A 22,387-nucleotide genomic window follows, 5' to 3' on the forward strand; every position below is an offset into this window, starting at 1 on the left:
AACAAAGAAAAACACGGGGACTGAAGTCCCCGCGTCGCTTACCTCTCAGGGCTGAAGCCGCTGAGTTTCCCGCATCCGGTATGAATTTTTATGAATCACAGAGGACACAAAGAACACAACTGACAACTGACAACTGACAACTGCCAACTAACTTCTTAAAATCCCATCGCCCCAGCTACTGCATCCAAAGTCGGAGCAATGCCGCTTTTAAATTGATTGTTGCTGTGATTAATTGCGGTATCCGGGTCTTTCAAACCGTTACCAGTTAGCACGCAAACCACCGTCGCCCCAGTCGGAACTTGGTCTTTTACCTTCAGCAAACCGGCCACAGAAGCTGCACTCGCCGGTTCGCAGAAAATTCCTTCCTGTGATGCTAACAAACGGTAAGCGTCGAGAATTTCGGCGTCGGTGACTGCTGCAAAACTGCCGCGGCTGGCTTCGGAAGCTGCGATCGCCTGTTTCCAGCTAGCAGGGTTGCCGATCCGAATTGCTGTCGCCAGGGTTTCTGGGTGCGCCACAGCTTGGCCCGTTACCAACGGCGCAGCCCCCGCGGCTTGAAATCCCATCATCTGCGGCAAGCGCGAACATTTTTTGGCTTGGTGGTATTGACAAAAACCCATCCAGTATGCTGTGATGTTTCCCGCATTTCCGACGGGAATGCAGAGCCAGTCTGGGGCGTCGCCTAAAGCGTCCACCACTTCAAAAGCGCCGGTTTTCTGACCTTCCAAGCGGTAAGGATTGACGGAGTTGACCAATGTCACCGGATAATGGACAGCCATTTCGCGGACAATTTCTAAGGCTCGATCGAAATTTCCCCCAATCGAAATTACTTCCGCACCGTAAAGCAAAGCTTGCGCCAGCTTGCCCAAAGCCACGTAACCTTCGGGAATCAACACGAAAGCTCGCATTCCCCCGCGTCTGGCGTAGGCGGCGGCCGAGGCCGAAGTATTGCCGGTACTGGCGCAAATTACAGCTTCGGCACCAGCTTCCTTCGCCTTGGAAATCGCCATTGTCATCCCCCGGTCTTTGAAACTACCAGTGGGGTTGAGGCCGTCGTATTTCACCAAGACGCGCACGTCTCGACCGATGAGAGAGGCGATCGCAGGTGCTGGAATCAGGGGAGTATTGCCCTCTTGGAGGGTCACTACCGGCGTGGTTTCCGTCACCGGCAGGTAGGGGCGATAAGCTTCGATCAAGCCGGGCCAGCCGTAGCGTTTCGGCTCGGCTGCGCGGGCAGCGGAGTTAGCAGCAGAGTTAACAGCAGAGTCAGTAGCAGGTAGAATCAGGGTCACGATGTCAATGGTTTTAGGCAATGGCCAAGGAATTTACACTAATTTTAGCTCGATCGGTTAATTTGATGTTTAATACGATCGGTTCAGGTTAAAGTAACTTAATGGTGTGAATGTGTAGATATGTCTACTCAATTACTAATGTCAAATAATTCATCCACTCTTTCCCGGCCTCAAGTCGCCGCGAGCAACCCCGAAATGGCTAGTTCTTCTACCCTATCGACCAGTTTTGCCCGCAAAGTAGATTTGGTGAAGTGCCCCTACCAAGCCGATCAGCAAGTTAAGTTCCTGCACTTGCAAGCAGAAATCGAATCCTTGCTGCTGGAAGTGCAAAGCCTCAAACAGCAACGCTCGATCGCTGGCTTGCGGGCTCTCGACCCGATTTCTGGCAGCAAGAGCAATTAGCAGACAATAGCGCCTAATGCTAATTGTCCTGCCCCTGTGTTATAAAAACGAATGTTTTGCTACCCGCAGTGTTTTTTGCCAAAAGTGCTAGAAATTCCTAACTGCGGATAGCGATCGCTAGCATTTGCTAAAACGCGCTTGCCTACAGCTCAACTCGTCTGCTGCTTGCTGGCAACGAGCTGACATTTTACTGCGCTTTTTTATGCGCTAATTTTGTTAAGCCATGCTCATGGCATACGGAGAATCGAAATCAATTTATGACAGCATCGATCGAAAAACCACTAAATTTGACATCCGCAAGTGACACCTCCAACCTGCGCCTCAAAGATATTCTCAAAACCCTGCCGCGGGAAGTATTCGTCAAAAACCCCCGCAAAGCTTGGACAAAAGTCATCGTCAACGTTTTGCTAGTTGCTGTCGGTTACTTGGGCTTAGCAGTATCGCCTTGGTATCTACTGCCCCTAATGTGGATTTTCACAGGAACCGGATTAACCGGTTTTTTTGTGATCGGCCACGACTGCGGTCATCGGTCATTTGCTAACCGCCGCTGGGTCAACGATTTAGTCGGACATCTCGCATTTCTGCCGTTAATTTTTCCGTTTCACGCATGGCGGCATGGACACAATTACCACCACAAGCACACCAATAAACTTGGTGAGGATAATGCTTGGCAGCCGATGACAGCAGAAGACTACGCTGCCGCGCCCAAGGCTTTACAAATAGCTTATAGTTTAATATTCGGTCGGATGTGGTGGATTGGCTCGATCGCCCACTGGGCAAAAGTGCACTTCATGTGGTGGCGCTTCAAAGGCCAACAGAAACAAGAACAAGTTCGGTTTTCAGTTTTTGTCGTTTTAATCGGTGCTGCGATCGGATTCCCGCTTTTAATTGCAACCACAGGCATTTGGGGATTTGTCAAATTTTGGTTAGTGCCCTGGCTGGTTTACCATTTCTGGATGAGCACTTTTACGATCGTCCACCACACAGCCCCAGATATTTCCTTTAAAGAACCCGAAGAATGGGACGAAGCCCAAGCGCAACTATCGGGAACAGTTCACTGCGATTATCCCCGCTGGGTAGAGTTTCTGTGCCACGACATTAACGTGCACGTTCCCCACCACCTTTCAACTGCTATTCCCTGGTACAATTTGCGCCTCGCCCACAGCAGCTTAAAGGAAAATTGGCAAGATCATCTCTACGAAACAGAATTTTCTTGGTCTTTAATGAAGCGGATTGCCGACAACTGTCACTTGTACAATCCCGCTGGCGGCTATCAAACATTGCAGGAATTTAACGCTAAAACAAAGTAAGTTTTAAACGCGATAAATGCCAGAAAAACCCGGTTTGTCAAATACAACCGGGTTTTTCGATATTACAATCCGTAGCCTTTGTCAGGGGAGGAATGCGCGCCCTACTGTCAATATCACAATCCCTACCATTATTAAATCAGTCATTCCCAATCTAAAATCTAAAATCTAAAATCTAAAATCGAATGACTTTCAATCCTAATAACTGTCGCAACGAAAGCGAAGTAGAAAGCAAACTCATTGTCAGCTATCTGCTACCCAAACTAGGCTATACGCCCGACACTTGGCACCAAGAAATAGCATTTGGGAATATTCGTCTCGACTTCCTCTCATTTGCCACCCAAGTTATCCCCATAGTCATCGAGACAGACTCACCGATGAGTGTAGTCATGGAGGCTAAACATCCGAAGGAAAATTTAGACCGCCACCGGCGAAAACTAACTCGCTATTTAACAAGTTTGAGCATCCGCTACGGACTAATAACTAACGGTAAAGAAATTAGAATTTACGAAAGAATCGCCGATGATATTGAGCTAGTCTTTAAGTGTGCTGGACAAGACATTGAAAATAGAATTGATGAAATTATCGCTTTAATTGGCAGAGATAGTTTAAATTTTATAAAAAATCCCGATAATCTCAAACTGGAAGATAGTAAAATTAATTGGGTTAGTCCTGAGTTAATGAGCGAAGTCCCAGTACAGCCCAACAATCCCGCCCCCGCAGAACCTGAGCCAAGTCAAATCTCTGAACCACAACAAATACCTGAAAATTATCCAGTTAAGCCTCAAGTTAAATCCGATGTAACCGTTATCCCAACAACTCAAAATACGATGAAAATCATTGCAGTTTACCACAATAAAGGCGGCGTTGGCAAAACTACAACAGTAATCAATTTAGCCGCAGCGCTGAGCAAGAAAGGTAAGAGAGTCTTGGTGATAGACTTAGACAGTCAGGCTAATACAACCTTTGCGACAGGTTTAGTTAAATTTGAGGATGAAGAACAAGACGATTTGAAAGATAATAATATCCTTCAAGTTTTGCAATCAGAAGACTTTTTCTCGATTGCACAAGTAGCTCGCAAGTCTAATTTTTGCCATCCAGAAATAGATGTGGTTCCTTCCCACATTGATTTAATGCAATATGAAATGGAACTCAATCAACTAGATTACAGCCGAATGATTTTAATTCAGAAACTAGCAGAAGTACAGAATAAATATGATATTGTACTGATCGATACGCCGCCATCTTTGAATTTTTATGCTAGAGTTGCCCTAATTGCGGCGGATTATTTAATTATTCCTTCTGACTTAAAACCTTTTGCCAATCAAGGACTGATTAATGTCAAGGACTTTATCAAAAAAGTTAATGGATTCAAAAAACAAATTGGCAAGAAACCACTAGAAGTTTTAGGCGTACTCTCTTGCAAAATTTCAACTAATAGTAAATTTGTACAGTACAGTTTGCCCAAGCGGAGGGAGGCAATTCCCAAACGCTACGGCTTTGAAATCATGGACAGCGTAATTTACGAGAGAGACGATTTAGCAAAGTGTGCAGAACAATTTCAAATCGTGGGAAATATGGAAATCGCCGATCCCATTTCAGTGCTAGACTTTAAGCCAGATTCCATCGCATCTCAAGAATTTGAAATGCTAGCACTCGAAGTTTTGGAAAAAATAGGTAAAAACTAATGAAAAAATTATCTCCGTCACTGGTTGCAGTTAAAAAAATTACATCCGCAGTTCCCCGTTCCAATTTTGCCGAGGCTGATTTGGACAAATTAGCGCGACTGATTTTAGAGTCAGGAGGATTGATTAATCCGATAATTGTCCGCCGAAACGGTATGGATGCTTACGAAATAGTAGACGGAGACTTTGAATACTATGGGGCGGCGAGAGCAAAGGAAATAGAACCTCAAAAAGGCGAGACAATCGGAGCATTTATCCTGGAAGAAGAAAATGAAGAGCTTCTACTGGAACAACTTAAAATTCTCAGAAAAACCGCAATCAATGAGAATCAAAGTGTAAGTGTGGTTCCGCAACAGTCCTCCAGTTTTGAACAGCGACTGACAAATATTGAAACTCGATTGGAAAACAGAATCACGGAATTAAAAGCCGAGTATACGCGGGAAAAACAGGCGCTGATAGAGAGGGTTAAAGATGTTGAAAGCCGGATTCCCAAGCCAGTTCCGCTGTTGGAAGCACTCAACACTCAAGATAAATTCAAATTGGCTACAAATTTGAAAAATGCTGGCATAAAAGCTCAAACAATAGAACAAATCATCAAAGAGCGAGATTTGGAGCACTTTGCATCTTTTGAAAATGTGTTGGAACGCATGAAAGGTAAAGGGTTAGGCGAGAAAACAATGATTAAGCTTATTGACAAGTGGCAAAAATATTTATAAGCTTTCAGCCATCTCAATTGCATTTTTGGGGCGATCAAAGCCCGCCCGACAAAAGTTGAAAAACCCGATATGACTCGGCGGTTGAAACCGATCCTACACAAACTTTCGTCCCTCTCGGTTGAGACTAAAGAATAAGGGCGATATTAAAGGTGGCTTTCGTATAAATCGAAATTGCGATCGCAACTCGCAACGTCAGCCCGATCACCCGGACGGCCAAAAAAAGTAAAGATGAGTAAAGCAGTGTATCATTGGTGTCCCGCAGGCAGTTAAACTCATCACAGTTGCTTTTTTTAGGAATTGCAGTAACTTTTGCCGATCGCCCGGGCTGTCACCGCACAGCCAGCCGCACAGGTACAGCAGCAAAGCGATATCTCCCCCAGATAACCGAGTTCGATCGCAGAGTTGGAAGACTCAGCCCAAGAAACCCTTTAACTTACCACAGTCTGGGTAAGGTGTTTGTCTCGCACCCTACAATTAGAGTTCTTGGGTTAGTCCTGCAGCACTTAAAACGCAGGCTGTAAAGTGCAAATATACATAAACACCTACACACCCGAATTTAATGAGAAAAGAGGAATTGTAACAAGATGGAGCGATCGTCCGATCAAAACCGAATAGTTGAATATTTGCGAATTAAGCCAATTAGTCACAGCCAGATTTACACTTCCCAAATTGCAGTACCAGAGCCTCAGATGGGAGAGATTCCCCGCGAACGCCGCGAAGCTATCAGGAGAAGTCTGATCGAGCAAGGCAGCAACTTAATTCCTTTAATTGTACGCCCTACAGAAGCTTACAGCAACGAAGAAGAATATGAAGTTGTCTGCGGCTCAGATTGGTGTATTGTTGCTAAAGAACTCGGCATCGAGCAAATGTGGGCGTGGGTATTTGAAATGACCGACGAGGAGGTGGCTGTTGCTCAAGCAGAAATGGAACATTTAGCTCCGCAACCGACTCAGAAACCTGCACAAATTGAGACTCTACTACAACAAGTTGAGCTATCATTTCAAAAAAAAGTAGATAGTCTAACAAAACAAATAGAACAATCTGTTAAAAAAAATGAAGAGCTGCTAAAAAAACACGTAAACGCTCTCACTGAGCAGAACTTTGAGCGTAACCAAATAGAACAGATTAAGCATTTGCTCGAACAAGTGGAAAAAGCATTTCATGAAAAGGTAGATAAAATGGCTAAAAAAGTTGAACAATCGAGCAGCAACCGTCCGCAAACATCGGCTGTTATTTCTGAGGTAAATCTTGAAGGTGCTTTGAGACAGTTGGAGGAACTGGAAAAACTACTGTCCATAAAATTAGAACGCACAGTCCAAACAATTAATCAGTTTGTTTCCGAGGCCATTGAAGACGTAGAAAATGACCTGAAAAATCAAATTGAAACGCTCCGCCGCCAACTGGGAGCCGCAGCGACTCACTCAGAAAGACAGCCCGATGCACTGCCGAAGAAGCAGTCGAAAACGCAGCCAAAGAAGCAGTCGAAAGCACAGCAGAAACCTCAGTTACCGCAGTTGCAGTTAGAGTTGCCGTTTCCGTCCCCGTCCCCAGAGGAAGACTACGAAAGTCTTTCGCTGAGACGGTTGAAGGCGATCGGCAAAGACAGGAAAGTGCGGGGCTACGCGCGCATGAAACGACCGGAAATTCTGGCAGCTCTCAGACAAACTGACGGTCAATAAAACGATAATTGCTAATAGTTAAAGGCTAATTATTCGGTGTTCGATCGCATTTTTGGGCAAAAAGTGCGATCGGCTTTTGAGAATAGTCCTCGGCAGAGATATGAAAAGCTTGCTAAAATAGACACACAACCTCTTACTCCTCACCCAGCAGCCATGTCCGCAACCGCAGAATTAGCTACTACCCAAGAAATACCAGAACAAGAGATACCAGAAAATGTTATCTTTCCTTCAGGCGATTTATACAGTGACGAACCTCCCGTGGAAACAGAACTGCATCTCCGACAAATAATCCTACTCCTCAACTGTCTAGAATGGCTGTGGCGAGATAGAAATGATTTCTATGCTGCTGGCAACCTCACCATTTATTACAGTCCCAAGCAACTCAAATCGAAAGACTTCCGAGGCCCAGACTTTTTTGTGGTACTCGGAACAGAACGAAAAACTCGGAAAAGTTGGGTAGTTTGGGATGAAGAGGGAAAGTACCCCAATATTATCGTTGAAATCCTGTCTCCCAAAACAGCGGATATAGACAAAAACTTTAAAAAACAACTCTATCAAGATACTTTTCGCACTCATGATTACTTTTGGTTTGACCCAGAAACTTTAGAATTAGCTGGGTTTCATTTACTTGACGGGGAATATGAACCGATCGCACCAAACGAATTCGGGCATCTGCGGAGTCAACAACTCGATTTGAGTCTCGGAATTTGTGGCGGAAAATTGCGTTTCTTTACAGCAGAAGGAGAGCTTGTCCCTACTCCTGAAGAGGTTGCAGAAAGGGAGACTCAACGAGCCGACGAAGAGACTCAACGAGCCGGACAAGAAGCTCAACGAGCCGATCGCCTGGCCGCGAAACTGCGAGAATTAAATATTGATCCCGATACAATTTAGCGATCGTCCTTTCATTCAATTTTCCTGTATTGTAAGCTGGTTTAGGCGATCGCATATCCCGTATGCTGCCGAACATGATAGGGATGAAACCCTAAAACTATCTTGTCTTTAGGCACTCCTAATTCTACAAGTTCTGGGGTAATTCCCGTTTCTATACCATCTTGTTGAATCCAAATTTGGCCGTCCCTAATTTCCACATGAACGATACACCCGTGAATTCTTTGAGGCCCTTGCCAACCTTCGTGGATCAGTAAAAAATTGTTTTGTTCGCGGTCAACAATAACGCTGCTTTTAATTTCTCCGTTGCCGTAAGAAATCTGGGCATAACTATCTAAAACATTGCGACAATTTGGCGATATTCATCTAGTCTATCCATCTGACAATTGTCTCGTTTAATGAATCAAAAACTATTAGTTTAAATCTCTTGTTCTCTAACAAAATCTGCCCGATAGGTTCAGAAAAGATTTCGGCATAAACTTCTGCACGAATTGCCAGATATATGATCCGTTCTGGTTCCGAAAGCTCTAGGATATCTTCGTAGACAATATACTGTCCAACAGCTTCTTCTAAGTCATGAACGGGTGAAAAACTCACGAAACTTTTTAATTTTACAGCAATTTTGCGACCTTGCTTTTCGGCAGCAAATAGTTTCTCTGCACCCAAATCGACGTTGAGAGTTCGTTTGCCAATTTTTAATGGTAGCGGATCGTTTGTTATCGTCCACCCGTCCTTTTCCAGGGCTGTTCTAACATTATTGTGGTAGATGTCTTTTGCTGGCATATTCTATTCTAAGCTGAACCATCAAATGTCACCCTAATTATAGAATAACACAAGACTTTTGAAAACTGATAAATCATCTATTCAAACTACTTATTGCCGCGTGTATCTGTGCTTCACCCCAATCGGAAAATACTCCGCATCACCCGTCTCCGTTAATGTCACCACAGGTAACTGATATTCGGGCGGCACATAATTAGCAAATTCGCTGTTAAGCCGCCGCAATTGCGCGAGAATTGAAGATGCGATCGCCTGTTTCATCTCCTCGTCGCCCTCCACACCCGCTGCTAATTCCACAACCACCGATAAAAACCGATTTTGATCCGAATCCTCCTTGACTTGCAGCACAAATTTTCCCGTCACCCATTCCCGGATGGTGGGAACTTCTAAACCTACGGTGACATTTTCCGGGTAAATGTTAGCACCGAAGTAGGAAACGGTAAAGTGCGTTAGCGAAGCCATCGAAGAGGATCGCCCAAATACATAGACAAAGGGCAAGCAGCGAATTCCTCTGGGGAAATCAGAAACTTTCATACCGGCTGCTTGCTGCAAACTTGCCACAGGGTTAAATCCCCATTCAGCCAAAAAATTGAGCATTGCTTCGTAAGAAATTAAACCGCCATTATCGGAGATGTGATAGCGTATTAGCGGGATACCGTTGTCGCCCGAAAATAACAGGGTGCCGTCATTATTCACTTCAAAAAAGCGGCTTTTCGGATCGTACTGCACCAGCGTTGGCAACCGTGATTCCCCGAATAAATTTCGTGCTGCTTCGGGATTGTTTGCTAAAAAGCGACGGATGCAAATGCTCAGCGGTGTCTCGTTGCCTAAAACGCCCGCATCCGCAGTACCGTAAAGGCTCGCAGAGTTGTAATATAGATTGTCAGAATTAGTGCGATCGCTCACCAAACTCCGCCATTCCTCGCTAAACACTTCCCCCGCAAACACCATCTTAATTCGATATTTTTGCCACTCCACACCCCCAGCAATTCCGCTATCAATCACATCCTTGATAAACGGCGGATATCCCAACAAAACTACTTGCTCAAAATGCTCCCCCAGTTCCTGCACAACTCGAAATATTTCAGTCTTATTATTCCCAGGCGTCACAACTGTAACGGGATAGCCCTTACTCGCTAGATAGCGGCAGCAATTTGCCGTGTACATTCCGCCTACCCAAGTTCCCAACGCAAAGCAAATCACAGCTAAAGTTGAGCGAGTGTCGGCGTAAAAACTGTCGTGAAATATTTGTTCAAAACGAGCAGCAATTTGCAACTCGTCGCTGATAAAACGCGGCCAAAAGGTCGGGTTTCCTGTCGAACCAGATGAAACAGCAATGAAATCGCAAGTTTCTAATTTGCCCTGGTAGCACAACTGAGGTAGCGGGTGACAGCGTAAATAATTCTCTTTGGTAATTAGCGGCAATTTTTGGAAGTCTTCAAACGTTTGAATTGAGGCGGGATTGATGTTAAGTGCAGCTAGGAAAGTCTGGTAAGCTGGTACTGTGGCCGCGACTTTTTGAAAAAGCGCGATCGCCCCGGATTCGGCAACTCGATTCTGCTGGTGTTGCAATCGTTCCTCAAGCGGCGCCCTCAAAAACTCTTCAAACGCCCCAATTGCTCGCTGACGCTGTTCTGGCTGCATGATTTGCTCCTTAAAATGGGTATTGTAAAACTTCGTTGAGTTTGTAAGCACTTATAAGCAATAGTAGTATGATGATATTATCATAGGGGTCGAGTGAAATAGGCGCCATCTAAAAAATAAAAGCCTTAAATGCAGTTAACAGAACGACATATCATTAAATCTACGGAACACCGTTTCGCTGAAATTGATCGACTAGCTTTTAAATCCAAGAATCTCTACAATGCCGCCAACTACGTCATTCGTCAGAGTTTTATTTATGGATGGGGCTATGTCGGCTACAACGAAATGAACCGCTTAATGAAGTCTCACGAAGCGTACAAGGCTTTACCTGCCAAGGTTAGCCAACAAATCTTAATGGTGTTGGACAAGAATTGGAAATCATTCTTTGAAGCGGTTAAAGCTTACAAAACGGATTCCTCTAAATTCACTGGTCGCCCAAAACTGCCGAAATACAAAGATAAAACTAAAGGGCGAAACATTCTCGTTTACACAATTCAAGCAATTAGCAGCAAACAGTTGAAAAAGGGAATCATTAAACTTTCGGGGACTGACCTTTCGATCAAAACTAAAATTAATCCCGATCGAATTTGCTTTCGTCAGATTAGTTCCCAAATGCGATTGCTATGTAATGGAGGTGATTTATGAGGAACCGGAGTCCACCTTTAGTGGTGACAACTTTGTAGCTAGCATTGATTTAGGACTGGATAATTTAGCGGCGCTAACTTCAAGTCAACCGGGGTTTACCCCGCTGTTGGTTAACGGGCGACCGTTGAAATCTATCAACCAGTTCTACAACAAGCGCAAAGCCAAGTTGCAATGTCAGTTGAAAGGAAATCGCAGAACCTCATGTCGCATTCAGCGTTTAACTCGCTGTCGCCACCAAAAAGTTGATAATTACTTGCATCACACAAGTCGCCTAATTGTTGACCATTTGGTAGCGAAACAAATTGGGACGCTAGTAATTGGTAAGAATGCACAATGGAAAACCGAGATCGATCTAGGGAAGCAAACTAACCAAAACTTTGTCAGCATTCCTCACGCTCGATTAATCGAGATGTTGGATTACAAAGCTCGACTGGTTGGAATCGAAGTAATTGTACAAGAAGAGTCCTACACCTCGCGAGCGAACTTCCTGGGTTTAGACCCAATCCCAGTTTACGGAAAAACTGATAAAGACCCCGTTTTCACGGGCAAGCGAATTAAACGAGGTTTGTACAAAACATCAATTGGTCAATTAATCAATTCTGATGTTAACGGTTCGTACAATATCCTCAGAAAAGCAATCTCAAATGCGTTTAGCAATGGGATAGGGAGCTGCGTAGTTCAGCCGAGGCGGGTCAATCCGCTCAAAGTAAAAGTGAAAGGGGCGGGGCTTGAAGCCTCCCATGTCTATAAATGACTATACTTTTACCAGCTATTTTGCACCTCGATCGCTCAAGATTCAGTTAGTAGCGCGGCGCGACCCGATCGCACATTGGGCTGGACACTAAAAATTTGAACACACTTTGAGGTCGATCGAATCGAAAATATGGCGCAGTCGATAAACTTCTATAGCACGAAACTGCTTTTTTAACAATAGCCACAGGGGATAGCCAAGCTGCCGATCGACTAATAAACACTGACACACTATGTCAAGATTAATTCAGCGATCGCCCAAAACTCCCAGTCTCAGTCAAGCGTGAAAATCCGACGCAGCAAGTTCCCATGAACAATCCCATCTACCCCGGCATAACTCTCAACAACCACTACCGCATCGTCCGCGAATTGGGACACGGAGGCTTCGGGCGCACCTACCTCGCTGAAGACGCCCACCGATTTAACGAACCCTGCGTTTTAAAAGAATTTGCGCCCCAAGTACACGGAAGTTACGCTTTACAAAAATCCGAGGAACTGTTCGAGCGGGAAGCGGGAGTGCTCTACAAGCTGCAACACAATCAAATCCCCCGCTTTCGCGAACTCTTCCGCGTCAGTATCAGCGATCGAGGCTACCTATTTCTCGTCCAAGACTACGTGCCCGGTCAAACCTACCGCTTCCTGCTCGACGCCCGCAAGCGTCAGGGTTTGCGGTTTATAGAAGCAGAAATCAATCAATTGCTGCAGCAGATTTTGCCCCTGCTCGAATACATTCACTCTTTGGGAGTGATTCACCGCGACATCTCCCCGGACAACCTGATTCTGCGGAGTTCTGACGGAATGCCCGTGCTGATCGACTTTGGCGGAGTAAAACAAGTCGCCGCCACCGTAGAGTCTCTTTTCGCTGAGGCTAACGGCACTCCCGGCCCCGCGACTCGCATCGGCAAGCTCGGCTACGCTCCCGTCGAACAGATGCAGATGGGCATTGTCTCTCCCCACAGCGATTTGTACGCTCTGGCGGCCACGGTTTTGGTGTTGCTGACGGGGAAGGAACCCCATCAGTTGCTCGACAGCCAGACGCTGAATTGGAATTGGCGGGCGGAATGTTCTCTGTCTCCGAATTTGTCCCTAGTGCTGGATAAAATGCTTGCTCAGCAGCCGAGCCAGCGTTACTCCTCGGCTCGCGAGGTAATGCTCGCTCTCTCCGGCAATCCGCCTTTGCAGCCTCCACCTTGGCCACCAGCCCCGGATTTTGGGATCACGCAGCCGCCGGATCTCTCGCCTATACCCGTACCCGCCCCCACGCCAAAACTGCCGGGAACTCCGGTGCGAGTTGCTGCTATTGGCCATCAGCAAAAGATGCCTGCTTGGAAAATGGTTTTGTTCGTGGTGGCGGTGCTCTCAAGTATGGGAGGAGTTGGCTGGTTTGCGGGCAATTCTTTGTTAAATCTGCAATCAAAAGTGCAGAAAGTTCCCCAGCCTTCAAGCCCGAAGCAGCAGCAAGAAGATGCTTTGCAAGATCGCTTTGTCAAGCTCAAAATTGACGATCGATTCTATAGCGGTTACGTCAACCTTGTGGACGAGACTTTCTATGCCAAGTACCCGGAATTGGGGGGACGATTGTTAAAAGAAGGCGAGGAAGATCGCCAATGGCGCGAAAGGTGGCAGAAAATCGGCGACGAGTTGCTCGATAAGCTGGAAAATCTCAGCAGCGACGCTAGAGCGCGGTTGGGCACTTACGACACTACTGATATCGATCGCTGGAAAACTGAGGTTAACAAGCTGAATTTGAGCAGTCGGGCTTTGTACGATTTGGCTGATGCTAGGTTTTTTTATTGGTTTCCACAACAGCCGCGCGATCGCAATATCATTGGTTTGCCGATCGGACAAATTTGGCAAGCAATTACCGCCGACGAACTCGAAGCCTTACAAGCTGGAGCAACTGTCGAAAGCGTTGAATTTGACCGCCTATCGAACAACAAACGCCTCACAGGCAATCTCAAACCCGGAGAAGGGAAAGCTTACATTGCCAGGTTCGCTCTCAATCAAACTTTGCGCGTGAATTTGCAAGCACCGCGCAAATCTACTCTACTGTCAATTTATACTCCGGGGCGGACAAAGGGCGCGCGAGCTTTGCTGGAAGATGCAGAGGGGCTTAGTTGGTCTGGATTGCTGGATGATACGGGTTTTTATGAATTCGTGGTAGTTTCTCAAGCATCTGAGCCGATCGCTTACCAGTTGAATCTGACCGCCGAATAACTGCTATTGACAATCAAGCATCCAGGATACAAGCCCCCGCATTCATCCGTCCAGAAATAAAAAACCTGTATCCGATAAAGGAGCCCCCGAATTTATCCGTGGGGTCGCCTCTAAAATCTAAAATCTAAAATCTAAAATCTAAAATCGATTGACGCTCTCTATCCACCCGCGTAATAATAAGGTAATACCGATCAGGTAAGTTTTCCTGTTCAAACAAAGAATATGCTGAGATTCGCGATCGTAGCTTTAGTGACTTTTGGATTAGTATTAGTGACTGCACTAGGTTTACATCCGGCCAATGCGACAGTCAGCACTCCCGAATTTTATGCTTGGAACTTTGCCTCTGTAGGCAGTAGCGAGCTGGTTTGTAAAAAGACCGTGGTAGTTCCGCAAGACCAGATAATTCCGTCATCATCCATGCACGCTGTCAGTATCACTTCTGCAATTGTAGATGAAAAGTTTTGCGCGAATTCCACTAAGCCTGTAAATTAAGGCCGTGGATAATAGGATTTCGGGTTAGAGAACCATAATTAAGTTCTCCGTTAGTCGATTTTAGATGTTAGATTTACTTCACAGATGAATCTGGCAGGTTGAACCTTAATCTAAAATTTTTCTTTCTCCAGGACTGTTGTCTGAAAGCAAGTATCCTTTTTTGGATGAATCAGAACGCAGCGTCCTGATTCATCCATTGAGCGAAAACTCTAATTGTCAGTAAAAACACGGACTAATTATGAACAATTAACCGGACATTATATAAGTGATAGCCTGAGTAATTTCCCCCCTCGGCGCATTGAAACTCTTGGCTATTTTCTTTTATGAGAAATATTGGGTCTTTTGTAATAAAAGTTTATCAAACGAGTCGGGCGCAGCAGTTTTCTGCTCTTGAAAGAGAGCGAAATCTTCCCAATTTGGGCAGTTCTTTGATTGTGACTTAACAACCGAGGGGAAATATTCAGCCATTTGGCTAATGGTTTATTGGCTAATTAGCTGAATCATTAATTTGCTAGTTTGAGTATGCTAGAGTTAGTCAGGTTCAGATATATAGTGGCATCTGTTATCTAATTATCATGCTCAAAATTTTGGTGATTGAAGACGACGAATTAATCCGGGAAACTCTTCTGCAACTCCTGGAATCTCACAGCTACCGGGTCATTGCGGCCGAAAACGGTCGAGCTGGGGTGCAGATGGCACTTTCGGAGATACCGGATTTAATTTTGTGCGACGTGCAGATGCCGGAACTAGACGGTTATGACGTGTTGCGGACGCTGCGGCAAAACTCGCTAGCTGCAACAATTCCATTTATTTTCCTCACGGCTCAAAGTGACAAAACCGATTTTCGTCGGGGGATGGAATTGGGGGCCGACGATTACCTGACAAAGCCGTTTACCAAGGCTGAATTGCTGGGAGCCATTGCTTCTCGCGTCTTGAAGCGGCAAACTATTACTCAACCGCTGACAGTCGCGCTTCACCAAGCAGAAGCCAGACTCAAAGATTTAGTTAACGACTCCACCAAGGTTACAACCCTCTCTCCTGAAAAGTTTGCTCTCGAAGCTTTGCTGCGCCACGCTTTGGAACAAGGTGAGTTTCAGGTATACTATCAGCCGCAGGTGAATATTGCTACCGGCCAAGTTATCGGCGCGGAAGCTTTAGTGCGCTGGCAAAATCCCGATCGAGGTATAATTTCTCCCTGCGAATTTATTCCCTTAGCAGAAGAAACAGGTTTAATTATTCAGATTGGCGAGTGGGTACTGCTTTCAGCTTGCGCTCAAGCCGCTAGTTGGCTGGCGGCGGGGTTTTCGCCCTTTACAATATCAGTAAACTTGTCGGCCCGGCAGTTGTCCGACCCGGAACTCAAGGCGCGAATAGTGCAAATATTGGAAACTACAGGCTTGGAGCCTGCGAATTTAGAATTAGAAATGACCGAAAGCGCTTTGGTGGAAAATGCGACAGTAGCAGGCGCTACTTTAAACGAACTAAAAGCTCTAGGAATTCGGATTGCTATTGACGACTTCGGCACCGGTTACGCTACTTTAGGATATCTCAAGCAATTTGCTTTTGACAGCTTAAAGATCGATCGAATTTTCGTCCGTAATGCCAACGAAGATACTCAAAATGCTGCTATTACTACAGCAGTAATTTTACTTGGTCACAGTTTGAATATGACTGTAATTGCTGAGGGAGTGGAAACAGAAGCAGAACTAGATTTTTTGAAACAACATCAGTGCGATATCATACAGGGGTATCTGTTCAGTCGCCCCGAACCAGCAGCGATAATTGAAAGTATGTTGGTTGCCGACCCTAGTTTGTTCGCGCCGCCCCCAGCAGCACCTAGTCGCGTTGTCCCTTTTGTACCTGTGTCCGAACCAGAAAAATCTAAAAACCTTTCAATGTCGCGTCTAGGAATAGTGTAAGTGTCACCAATATTTCTGTATAATAGAAAAAAATTCTTTCTTTTACGTTCTATTTTCTGCATAAAAGTTGACGCTACCTCCTAAAAAGTTGTAGCTTTTGATGATAGGCGAATCAAAGAAAGTATTGTTCCCCATATTGCTCTACTGCTTCCCCTTTTAGGCGCTAGGCGCCCCTAATTGGAATATTTGAGAAAGTGTGGCGTCTTGAAATTGCGAGCCTTTATCAAGTGGCAGGAGGTAAACTCAATTAAGTTCCTACTTTGGGACTGGCAGTTTCAAAAACTGTCCAACTGGAATTGGTGCAAGCCTGTCATGGAAAGAATATTAGTGGTGGACGACGAAGCAGACTGTCAAACAGTCTTAGCAATGTACCTGGAAAGTCAAGGATATCGGGTGGAATGCGCTAATTCAGGGGTTGAGGCGCTCTCGATTTTTGAAAATGCCCCCCCAGATTTGGTAATTTCAGATGTCATGATGCCGGAAATGGACGGGTTTGAGTTTTGTCGCCGTTTGCGAACTACCCGTTTGGGACAGTTAGTCCCCTTTATATTTTTGTCGGGTCAAGGCGAGTTGGAGTCAAAAGTTGAAGGTCATTCGATCGGCGGTGACGATTATCTGGTAAAACCTTTTCAGTCTGAAGAAATCTTAGCTAAGGTAAAGGCGCAGTTAGAGCGCTCTCACCGCATTCACGCCGAAATTGTCCGACTGCTTCAAACTTCTAGCGGTAGGGCGGTGGAACCACCATTGGTGGCAGTATTGCCAGCACCTGCACCTTTGCCTTTAACACCAGCCGAGGAAAGAGTTTTTTGGGAGGTTATCCAGGGTTATACTAACAAACAAATTAGCGATCGGCTGTTTATTAGCCCCCGGACTGTGCAAGCTCATTTAGGCAGCATTTTCAGCAAATTACAGTTAGATAATCGTGCCCAGCTTGTGAGATTTGCCCTAGAAAGAGGATACAAACCACCTCAAACTTAGCTCCGAGTTCAACCTAGGGTGCGCCAGCCAGGGGATTTTAGATTTTAGATTTTAGATTTTAGATTTACTCCACAGATGAATCTGGGAACTAGAGTCTAAAATTTTTCTTCCAAATTCAAAACACAATAAGGAAAATTAGTGCTCACGCAAACCCCCGGCCCCAAATTCGTACCTCGCAAGTTGGCACGTTCCAAATCAGCCTGCCGCACATTATTCGCCGCATCAATATTTGTCCCGGCCAATTGAGCGCGAGGAAGCCTAGTATTTGACAAAATAGCATTCTGCAAATTAGTATCCCGCACATCCGCGAAAGACATATCCGCTCCGCTTAAATTCGCACGATTCAAATTAACTCTAAACAGCAGCGAACGTCTCAAATCGGCATTCGACAAATTAGCTTGCAACAGATAAGCTTCCCCCAGATTCGCATTAAAAAGTTTAGCACCGCGCAAATCCGCACTCGTCAGATTCGCCCGGCCCAAAAAAGCATTAGACAAATCCGCATTTCGCAGATTAGCACCATTCAATTCAGCCCCGTACATTTCGGCATTAACTAAGTTAGCATTGGCCAAATTAGCATCACTTAAATCCGCTTCCAACAAATTAGCTTCATAGAGATTTGCTCCGCTTAAATCGGCTCCTCTTAAATTAGCTCTGTACAAGCTAGCCTTGAACAAATCAGCATTTCTCAAGTCACAGCCTTCGCACTCTTTAGTTTCCAGCAATTGCCTAACATGATCTGGATTTTGAGCCTTAACCGGAACTGCCAGCCCAAACAAAGCTAAACTTGCCGTTACAGTTGCCAAGAGTTTAAGTTTCACAAACAAACCTCACTGCTACTTCAAACAAATTATACTAGCAAACTATAGACTTGAAACCCATATCCTTCTCTCTTTCCTCTTGCTCTGCGTTCTCTGCGCCCTCTGCGGTAAATATTCAAAAAAATGATTCGCAGCCAAGGATATAGACCCGCTTCCAGCAAGGCGGGCTTTGCCCGCCCTACTTAACTTAATTAAGCTTCATCTAAAGCAGCAACACCAGGCAATTCCTTACCTTCTAGCAGCTCCAAACTAGCACCGCCACCAGTGGAAATGTGGCTCATTTGTTCGCCTAAATTCAACTGTTCCACAGCCGCCACCGAGTCACCACCACCGATAATTGTGGTAGTACCAGTTTGAGTAAGTCCGGCCAAAGACCGAGCAATACCTTCAGTTCCTACAGCAAACTTCTCCATCTCAAACACGCCCATCGGCCCGTTCCAGATTACCGTTTTGCAATCGGCCAAAGCATCTTGGAAAGTTTTTACTGAATCCGGGCCGATATCCAAACCCATCCAACCTTCCGGGATGCTTTCTACAGGAACAGTTTGAGTGTTAGCCGCCGCATCAAACTTATCAGCAACTACCACATCAGTAGGCAACAGAAAAGCAACTCCCCGTTCCTTCGCCTTAGCTTCCAAAGACTTAGCCAATTCCAGCTTGTCCTCTTCCACCAAAGACTTGCCCACGTTCAAGCCGCGAGCTTTGTAGAAGGTGAAAACCATGCCACCGCCCAACAGCAATTTGTCGCACTTTTCGAGCAGTTTTTCAATGACTCCAATCTTGCTGGAAACCTTAGAACCGCCGATTATAGCAGCTAAAGGACGCTGGGGATTGTCGATCGCACTGCCGAGATATTGCAGTTCCTTCTCCATCAAAAACCCAGCCACAGAAGGACTCAGATACTTAGTAACGCCCTCAGTAGAAGCGTGAGCCCGGTGAGCCGTACCAAAAGCATCATTGACATACAAATCGGCCACAGAAGCTAACTTCTTAGCAAATTCTGGGTCGTTGGCCTCCTCCTCTGGGTAGAAGCGGACATTTTCCAGCAACAGCACATCGCCATCTTGCATCGCCGCGACTGTAGCAGCGACTTCATCACCGATGCAGTCGTCAGTCTTTTTGACCTCTTTGCCCAACAATTCCGACAGGCGCACAGCAACCGGCGTCAAGCGCAACTTCTCCGTCACACCCTTGGGACGGCCGAAGTGGCTGCACAAAATCACCTTAGCGCCCTTGGACGCTAAATCTTGAATTGTCGGCAGAGCCGCCCGGATGCGAGTATCATCGGTGATATTGCCGTTGTCGAGCGGCACGTTAAAGTCCGCCCGCACCAATACCCGTTTGCCCGATAAGTCCGATGCCGATAAATTTGCTACAGTTTTTTTTGTCACAGGATTAACCTCCTAATATGTGTGTTTTTGTCGAATTCCGTTGAAATGGCGGCACTGGTAACTTGCACCCCGGCCTCGGACGCATTCAACCGCGCCCGTACAAAAAACGGAAGATGGAACAAACGGCACTGATTAGCTTAACCTAAACATTTTATCGGAGTCCGTGTCCCGGAGATGTGCAGTATGTTCAAGACAGTCTTATTTCCTGTCGATCAAAGCCGAGAAGCCCGCGAAGCTGCCGAAAAGGTGGTCAATATCGTAAAAACCTACGGTTCTCGCTTAGTTATTCTGTCGGTAGTCGAGCCCCCAGCCGAGGAGGCCGACGCCCCCGCGCGAGAGGTGATGACTTCCCCCGAAGCAGTCGCCAAACTTCTTTCTGAGGCCCAATCGATGTTTTCCCAGCAGGGAATTGAAGCTGAAATCATCGAACGGGAAGGCAAACCTGCTTTCACGATTTGCGATGTGGCTGACGAAATTGGGGCCGATTTGATTGTGATGGGCTGTCGGGGGATGGGTTTAACCGATGATGGGGCGTCTGACAGCGTTACCAATCGGGTGATCAATCTGTCTCCTTGTGCAGTTTTGATTGTGCCTTAAGGAAGGAAGGAAGAAGGAAGAAGGAAGAAGGAAGAAGGAAGAGGTTCGAGGGAAGAAGGAAGAGGTTCGAGGGAAGAAGGAAGAAGCCAGAAAGAAAACTCTTTCTTTTTACTTAATCTCAGCAGTGTAAGTTAGATACCTAACAGCTTACTTTTTCATTTTCCCTTTTCCCTCGAACCTCGAACCTCTTCCCTCCTTACTTCTTGATTCCTTACTTCCTGATTGCCTCCCTAGTTCCTTCCTTTGTGATTCTCTCTTTCCTTACACTCATCCTTCTTCCTTCTTCCTTCTTCCTTCTTCCTTCCTATTATGAAAATTCACTGGTATCCCGGTCACATTGCCAAAGCTGAACGGGCATTAAAAGAACAGCTAAAGCGGGTAGATGTGGTTCTCGAAGTCCGAGATGCCCGCATTCCATTAGCTACTTATCACCCCCAAATGCCGAGTTGGGTGGGCGGCAAGCCGCGAGTCTTGGTCATCAACCGCATGGATATGATTACGCCTCGATCGCGCGAGGCGTGGGAAACATGGTTTGAGGCCCAGGGGGAAACTGCGTATTTTACTAATGCCGAGCACGGTCACGGAGTAGACGCTGTGGCGGATGCGGTGCAGAATGCTGGGGTGCAGCTAAATAAAAGAAGGTTCGATCGAGGTATGCTGCCCCGTCCAGTCCGGGCAGTGGTAATGGGATTTCCCAATGTGGGAAAATCTGCTTTAATTAATCGGCTGTTAGGGCGGAGAGTGGTAGACAGTGCCCGCAGAGCTGGAGTAACTAAATCGCTGCGATGGATTCGCATTTCTGACGAAATTGAATTATTAGATGCCCCCGGAGTGATCCCAACCCGAATTAACAATCAAGAAAATGCCATAAAATTAGCTATTTGCGAAGATATTGGCGAAGCAGCTTACGACAATCAGGTAGTAGCAGCAGCTATGGTAGATTTGCTGCGAGGGCTGGAGGCGACTGATGAGACTTTGATATCAATATCTGGTTTCAAATCCAGGTATAAATTAGATGCAGCCTCTAGTAATGGTGAAGATTATCTGCACGAGGTAGCAAAAGACAGGTATAAAGGAGATGTCGAACGAACGGCGCGGCAGATGTTAAACGATTTTAGAACTGGTGTTTTAGGTCAACTTACTTTGGAGTTGCCGCCGGCTTGATCCGATTCGTACCATACAACTAATCAGAAAGGGTATTCAATAGAGAGTTGCTGACGCGGAGAATGGCAACTTCGTCTCCTATGTGTAATATTTTTTCTGGTGCTTGAGGTGCGAGTCGCGTGTTAACTATCAGCCGACTAAAGTGATTTAAATGCCCTTTTTTTACCAAGTCAGGCATAATTTCCTTCTGCTTGGCTGTTAGTATATTTTTAAAATTGAGATCGCCTGCTTTCGCCCCATAATTTCGCGTAGATAGGATAAATGGCTGACCGGGATTAATAGCTTCAAATATTACAGTCCCTATTTTCAACCTCACAATTTCATCGGCTTGTGGTAAAAGTTGATCTTCCCAAAAAGCCGGGACATCTCCTATTTCAATATTAGCTCGCAAGCGATGGCGCATCTCGTTAACGCAAACTCTCGGAAACCAAGATGCAACTTCGGCAATTGTTTCGGTACTGATAATGCTTGGCCCTGGTGCAGCGGTATTGTCGGGAAAACCTGTCAGCAAGTTTTCAATTAATTTGACAGGGAAACCGAAGTAGTTGCTCAACCAAGATTCTATTGCCAAGCGTTCTCTATCTACATGAAAAAATATTTCTTGTTCGGTGCCTTGAATTTTCAGGCCGGCAATTCTCTTTTTGATGTCAAAGGATAAGCGTAGAAAACGGACTCCGCTGTTGTGCTTAGTGTTAACCAATTCTCCTGCTGCATCGCAGATTGCAAAAGAGCGATCGCCTTCTAGAGCTCCGCTGGCTAGAATAGTTGCTTGACTGACTGCTATGCCGTCAAGGGACTTGACCGGATAGATATGAATGCTGGCGACGTAGGACATTTCGAGCCATTGATAAAAAATAGTCGTTTTAGATACATTCTAGCATCCCCTGCCTGCAGAAGGATGACCGCAGTTGACTTTACAAAATAAAATATGAATGAAATAAAAATGGGCCACTTTTTTGAAGTTTACATTGTGCCGGAGCAGCTTGCAAAGAAAAATCCCAGAAGTCTGGCTCAGCTTGT

Annotated in this window: 20 protein-coding genes and 1 pseudogene; 14 read left to right on the forward strand and 7 right to left on the reverse strand. The window is 45.7% G+C overall.

What is annotated here, in order from left to right; translation table 11 throughout:
* Window positions 1-155 precede the first annotated feature (155 nt).
* Entirely contained in the window at window positions 156-1,292 is a 1,137-nt protein-coding gene (gene thrC, locus QUB12_RS11560; protein WP_445252036.1) for a threonine synthase, read from the reverse strand.
* Window positions 1,293-1,412: 120 nt separating this feature from the next.
* On the opposite strand from thrC, the gene QUB12_RS11565 reads away from it, so the two are divergent.
* The 6 genes from QUB12_RS11565 to QUB12_RS11590 all read left to right on the forward strand — a co-directional run bounded on the left by QUB12_RS11565 (window position 1,413) and on the right by QUB12_RS11590 (window position 7,972).
* Window positions 1,413-1,694 carry a hypothetical protein gene (locus QUB12_RS11565; protein WP_333144689.1) on the forward strand — a complete coding sequence of 94 codons (282 nt, stop codon included), beginning with the start codon at window positions 1,413-1,415 and terminating at the stop codon, window positions 1,692-1,694.
* Window positions 1,695-1,951: 257 nt separating this feature from the next.
* Complete coding sequence (locus QUB12_RS11570) at window positions 1,952-3,004, forward strand: fatty acid desaturase (RefSeq protein WP_333144688.1); 1,053 nt, start codon at window positions 1,952-1,954, stop codon at window positions 3,002-3,004.
* Window positions 3,005-3,186: 182 nt separating this feature from the next.
* The gene (locus QUB12_RS11575; RefSeq protein ID WP_333144687.1) at window positions 3,187-4,689 is read left to right on the forward strand and encodes an AAA family ATPase; all 1,503 of its coding nucleotides are present in this window, start codon (window positions 3,187-3,189) and stop codon (window positions 4,687-4,689) included.
* The gene (locus QUB12_RS11580; RefSeq protein ID WP_333144686.1) at window positions 4,689-5,402 is read left to right on the forward strand and encodes a ParB N-terminal domain-containing protein; all 714 of its coding nucleotides are present in this window, start codon (window positions 4,689-4,691) and stop codon (window positions 5,400-5,402) included. Before QUB12_RS11575 ends, QUB12_RS11580 begins: the two co-directional genes overlap by 1 nt.
* A 584-nt stretch (window positions 5,403-5,986) precedes the next feature.
* Window positions 5,987-7,081 (forward strand): Rho termination factor (modular protein), encoded by a 1,095-nt coding sequence (locus QUB12_RS11585; protein WP_333306809.1) that lies wholly within the window; start codon window positions 5,987-5,989, stop codon window positions 7,079-7,081.
* A 153-nt stretch (window positions 7,082-7,234) separates the two neighbouring features.
* On the forward strand, window positions 7,235-7,972 hold the full coding sequence (locus tag QUB12_RS11590) for a Uma2 family endonuclease (RefSeq protein ID WP_333306871.1): 738 nt from the start codon (window positions 7,235-7,237) through the stop codon (window positions 7,970-7,972).
* A 41-nt stretch (window positions 7,973-8,013) separates the two neighbouring features.
* Here the strand turns inward: QUB12_RS11590 and QUB12_RS11595 are convergent, their stop codons facing one another.
* The 3 genes from QUB12_RS11595 to QUB12_RS11605 all read right to left on the reverse strand — a co-directional run bounded on the left by QUB12_RS11595 (window position 8,014) and on the right by QUB12_RS11605 (window position 10,393).
* The gene (locus QUB12_RS11595) at window positions 8,014-8,331 is read right to left on the reverse strand and encodes a XisI protein (RefSeq protein ID WP_445300662.1); all 318 of its coding nucleotides are present in this window, start codon (window positions 8,329-8,331) and stop codon (window positions 8,014-8,016) included.
* Window positions 8,332-8,335: 4 nt separating this feature from the next.
* Window positions 8,336-8,752: an element excision factor XisH family protein gene (locus QUB12_RS11600; RefSeq protein WP_333306811.1), complete on the reverse strand. Its 417-nt coding sequence runs from the start codon at window positions 8,750-8,752 to the stop codon at window positions 8,336-8,338.
* Between the two features lie 90 nt (window positions 8,753-8,842).
* Window positions 8,843-10,393 (reverse strand): phenylacetate--CoA ligase family protein, encoded by a 1,551-nt coding sequence (locus tag QUB12_RS11605; protein WP_333306813.1) that lies wholly within the window; start codon window positions 10,391-10,393, stop codon window positions 8,843-8,845.
* A gap of 129 nt (window positions 10,394-10,522) precedes the next feature.
* On the opposite strand from QUB12_RS11605, the pseudogene QUB12_RS11610 reads away from it, so the two are divergent.
* The 5 genes and pseudogenes from QUB12_RS11610 (at window position 10,523) to QUB12_RS11630 (ending at window position 17,394) form a co-directional block, all read left to right on the forward strand.
* Window positions 10,523-11,792, forward strand: a pseudogene (locus QUB12_RS11610) (RNA-guided endonuclease InsQ/TnpB family protein).
* A 305-nt stretch (window positions 11,793-12,097) separates the two neighbouring features.
* Window positions 12,098-14,005, forward strand: a complete 1,908-nt coding sequence (locus QUB12_RS11615) for a serine/threonine-protein kinase (RefSeq protein ID WP_333306814.1) — start codon at window positions 12,098-12,100, stop codon at window positions 14,003-14,005.
* A gap of 222 nt (window positions 14,006-14,227) precedes the next feature.
* A complete protein-coding gene (locus QUB12_RS11620) occupies window positions 14,228-14,497 on the forward strand; it encodes a hypothetical protein (protein ID WP_333144680.1) in 270 nt (89 codons plus the stop codon).
* Between the two features lie 575 nt (window positions 14,498-15,072).
* On the forward strand, window positions 15,073-16,416 hold the full coding sequence (locus QUB12_RS11625; protein ID WP_333144679.1) for an EAL domain-containing response regulator: 1,344 nt from the start codon (window positions 15,073-15,075) through the stop codon (window positions 16,414-16,416).
* 312 nt (window positions 16,417-16,728) lie between these two features.
* Window positions 16,729-17,394 carry a response regulator gene (locus tag QUB12_RS11630; protein ID WP_333144678.1) on the forward strand — a complete coding sequence of 222 codons (666 nt, stop codon included), beginning with the start codon at window positions 16,729-16,731 and terminating at the stop codon, window positions 17,392-17,394.
* A gap of 95 nt (window positions 17,395-17,489) precedes the next feature.
* Here QUB12_RS11630 and QUB12_RS11635 read toward each other — a convergent pair whose 3' ends face one another.
* A complete protein-coding gene (locus QUB12_RS11635; RefSeq protein WP_333107284.1) occupies window positions 17,490-18,215 on the reverse strand; it encodes a pentapeptide repeat-containing protein in 726 nt (241 codons plus the stop codon).
* Window positions 18,216-18,406: 191 nt separating this feature from the next.
* Window positions 18,407-19,606 (reverse strand): phosphoglycerate kinase, encoded by a 1,200-nt coding sequence (locus QUB12_RS11640; RefSeq protein WP_333306816.1) that lies wholly within the window; start codon window positions 19,604-19,606, stop codon window positions 18,407-18,409.
* A gap of 183 nt (window positions 19,607-19,789) precedes the next feature.
* Here QUB12_RS11640 and QUB12_RS11645 point away from each other — a divergent pair, with 183 nt between their 5' ends.
* From QUB12_RS11645 to ylqF, 3 genes are all read left to right on the forward strand, one after another.
* Entirely contained in the window at window positions 19,790-20,203 is a 414-nt protein-coding gene (locus tag QUB12_RS11645) for a universal stress protein (protein ID WP_333128466.1), read from the forward strand.
* Window positions 20,193-20,333 carry a hypothetical protein gene (locus QUB12_RS11650; RefSeq protein ID WP_333306818.1) on the forward strand — a complete coding sequence of 47 codons (141 nt, stop codon included), beginning with the start codon at window positions 20,193-20,195 and terminating at the stop codon, window positions 20,331-20,333. Before QUB12_RS11645 ends, QUB12_RS11650 begins: the two co-directional genes overlap by 11 nt.
* A 179-nt stretch (window positions 20,334-20,512) precedes the next feature.
* Window positions 20,513-21,367 carry a ribosome biogenesis GTPase YlqF gene (ylqF, locus tag QUB12_RS11655; protein ID WP_333306820.1) on the forward strand — a complete coding sequence of 285 codons (855 nt, stop codon included), beginning with the start codon at window positions 20,513-20,515 and terminating at the stop codon, window positions 21,365-21,367.
* A gap of 19 nt (window positions 21,368-21,386) precedes the next feature.
* Here the strand turns inward: ylqF and QUB12_RS11660 are convergent, their stop codons facing one another.
* Window positions 21,387-22,202, reverse strand: a complete 816-nt coding sequence (locus QUB12_RS11660; protein WP_333144674.1) for an MOSC N-terminal beta barrel domain-containing protein — start codon at window positions 22,200-22,202, stop codon at window positions 21,387-21,389.
* Window positions 22,203-22,387: the final 185 nt, after the last annotated feature.

Source organism: Microcoleus sp. B7-D4, assembly GCF_036705125.1.
GTDB lineage: Bacteria > Cyanobacteriota > Cyanobacteriia > Cyanobacteriales > Microcoleaceae > Microcoleus.

Excerpts from the sequence above, each read along its gene's own strand:
- QUB12_RS11600 (WP_333306811.1), bottom strand. The coding sequence starts at position 8,752 with ATGCCAGCAAAAGACATCTACCACAATAATGTTAGAACAGCCCTGGAA.
- QUB12_RS11645 (WP_333128466.1), top strand. The coding sequence starts at position 19,790 with ATGTTCAAGACAGTCTTATTTCCTGTCGATCAAAGCCGAGAAGCCCGC.
- QUB12_RS11660 (WP_333144674.1), bottom strand. The coding sequence starts at position 22,202 with ATGTCCTACGTCGCCAGCATTCATATCTATCCGGTCAAGTCCCTTGAC.
- QUB12_RS11570 (WP_333144688.1), top strand. The coding sequence starts at position 1,952 with ATGACAGCATCGATCGAAAAACCACTAAATTTGACATCCGCAAGTGAC.
- QUB12_RS11565 (WP_333144689.1), top strand. The coding sequence starts at position 1,413 with ATGTCTACTCAATTACTAATGTCAAATAATTCATCCACTCTTTCCCGG.
- QUB12_RS11620 (WP_333144680.1), top strand. The coding sequence starts at position 14,228 with ATGCTGAGATTCGCGATCGTAGCTTTAGTGACTTTTGGATTAGTATTA.
- QUB12_RS11575 (WP_333144687.1), top strand. The coding sequence starts at position 3,187 with ATGACTTTCAATCCTAATAACTGTCGCAACGAAAGCGAAGTAGAAAGC.
- QUB12_RS11580 (WP_333144686.1), top strand. The coding sequence starts at position 4,689 with ATGAAAAAATTATCTCCGTCACTGGTTGCAGTTAAAAAAATTACATCC.
- QUB12_RS11630 (WP_333144678.1), top strand. The coding sequence starts at position 16,729 with ATGGAAAGAATATTAGTGGTGGACGACGAAGCAGACTGTCAAACAGTC.
- QUB12_RS11590 (WP_333306871.1), top strand. The coding sequence starts at position 7,235 with ATGTCCGCAACCGCAGAATTAGCTACTACCCAAGAAATACCAGAACAA.
- ylqF (WP_333306820.1), top strand. The coding sequence starts at position 20,513 with ATGAAAATTCACTGGTATCCCGGTCACATTGCCAAAGCTGAACGGGCA.
- QUB12_RS11585 (WP_333306809.1), top strand. The coding sequence starts at position 5,987 with ATGGAGCGATCGTCCGATCAAAACCGAATAGTTGAATATTTGCGAATT.
- QUB12_RS11615 (WP_333306814.1), top strand. The coding sequence starts at position 12,098 with ATGAACAATCCCATCTACCCCGGCATAACTCTCAACAACCACTACCGC.
- QUB12_RS11605 (WP_333306813.1), bottom strand. The coding sequence starts at position 10,393 with ATGCAGCCAGAACAGCGTCAGCGAGCAATTGGGGCGTTTGAAGAGTTT.
- QUB12_RS11625 (WP_333144679.1), top strand. The coding sequence starts at position 15,073 with ATGCTCAAAATTTTGGTGATTGAAGACGACGAATTAATCCGGGAAACT.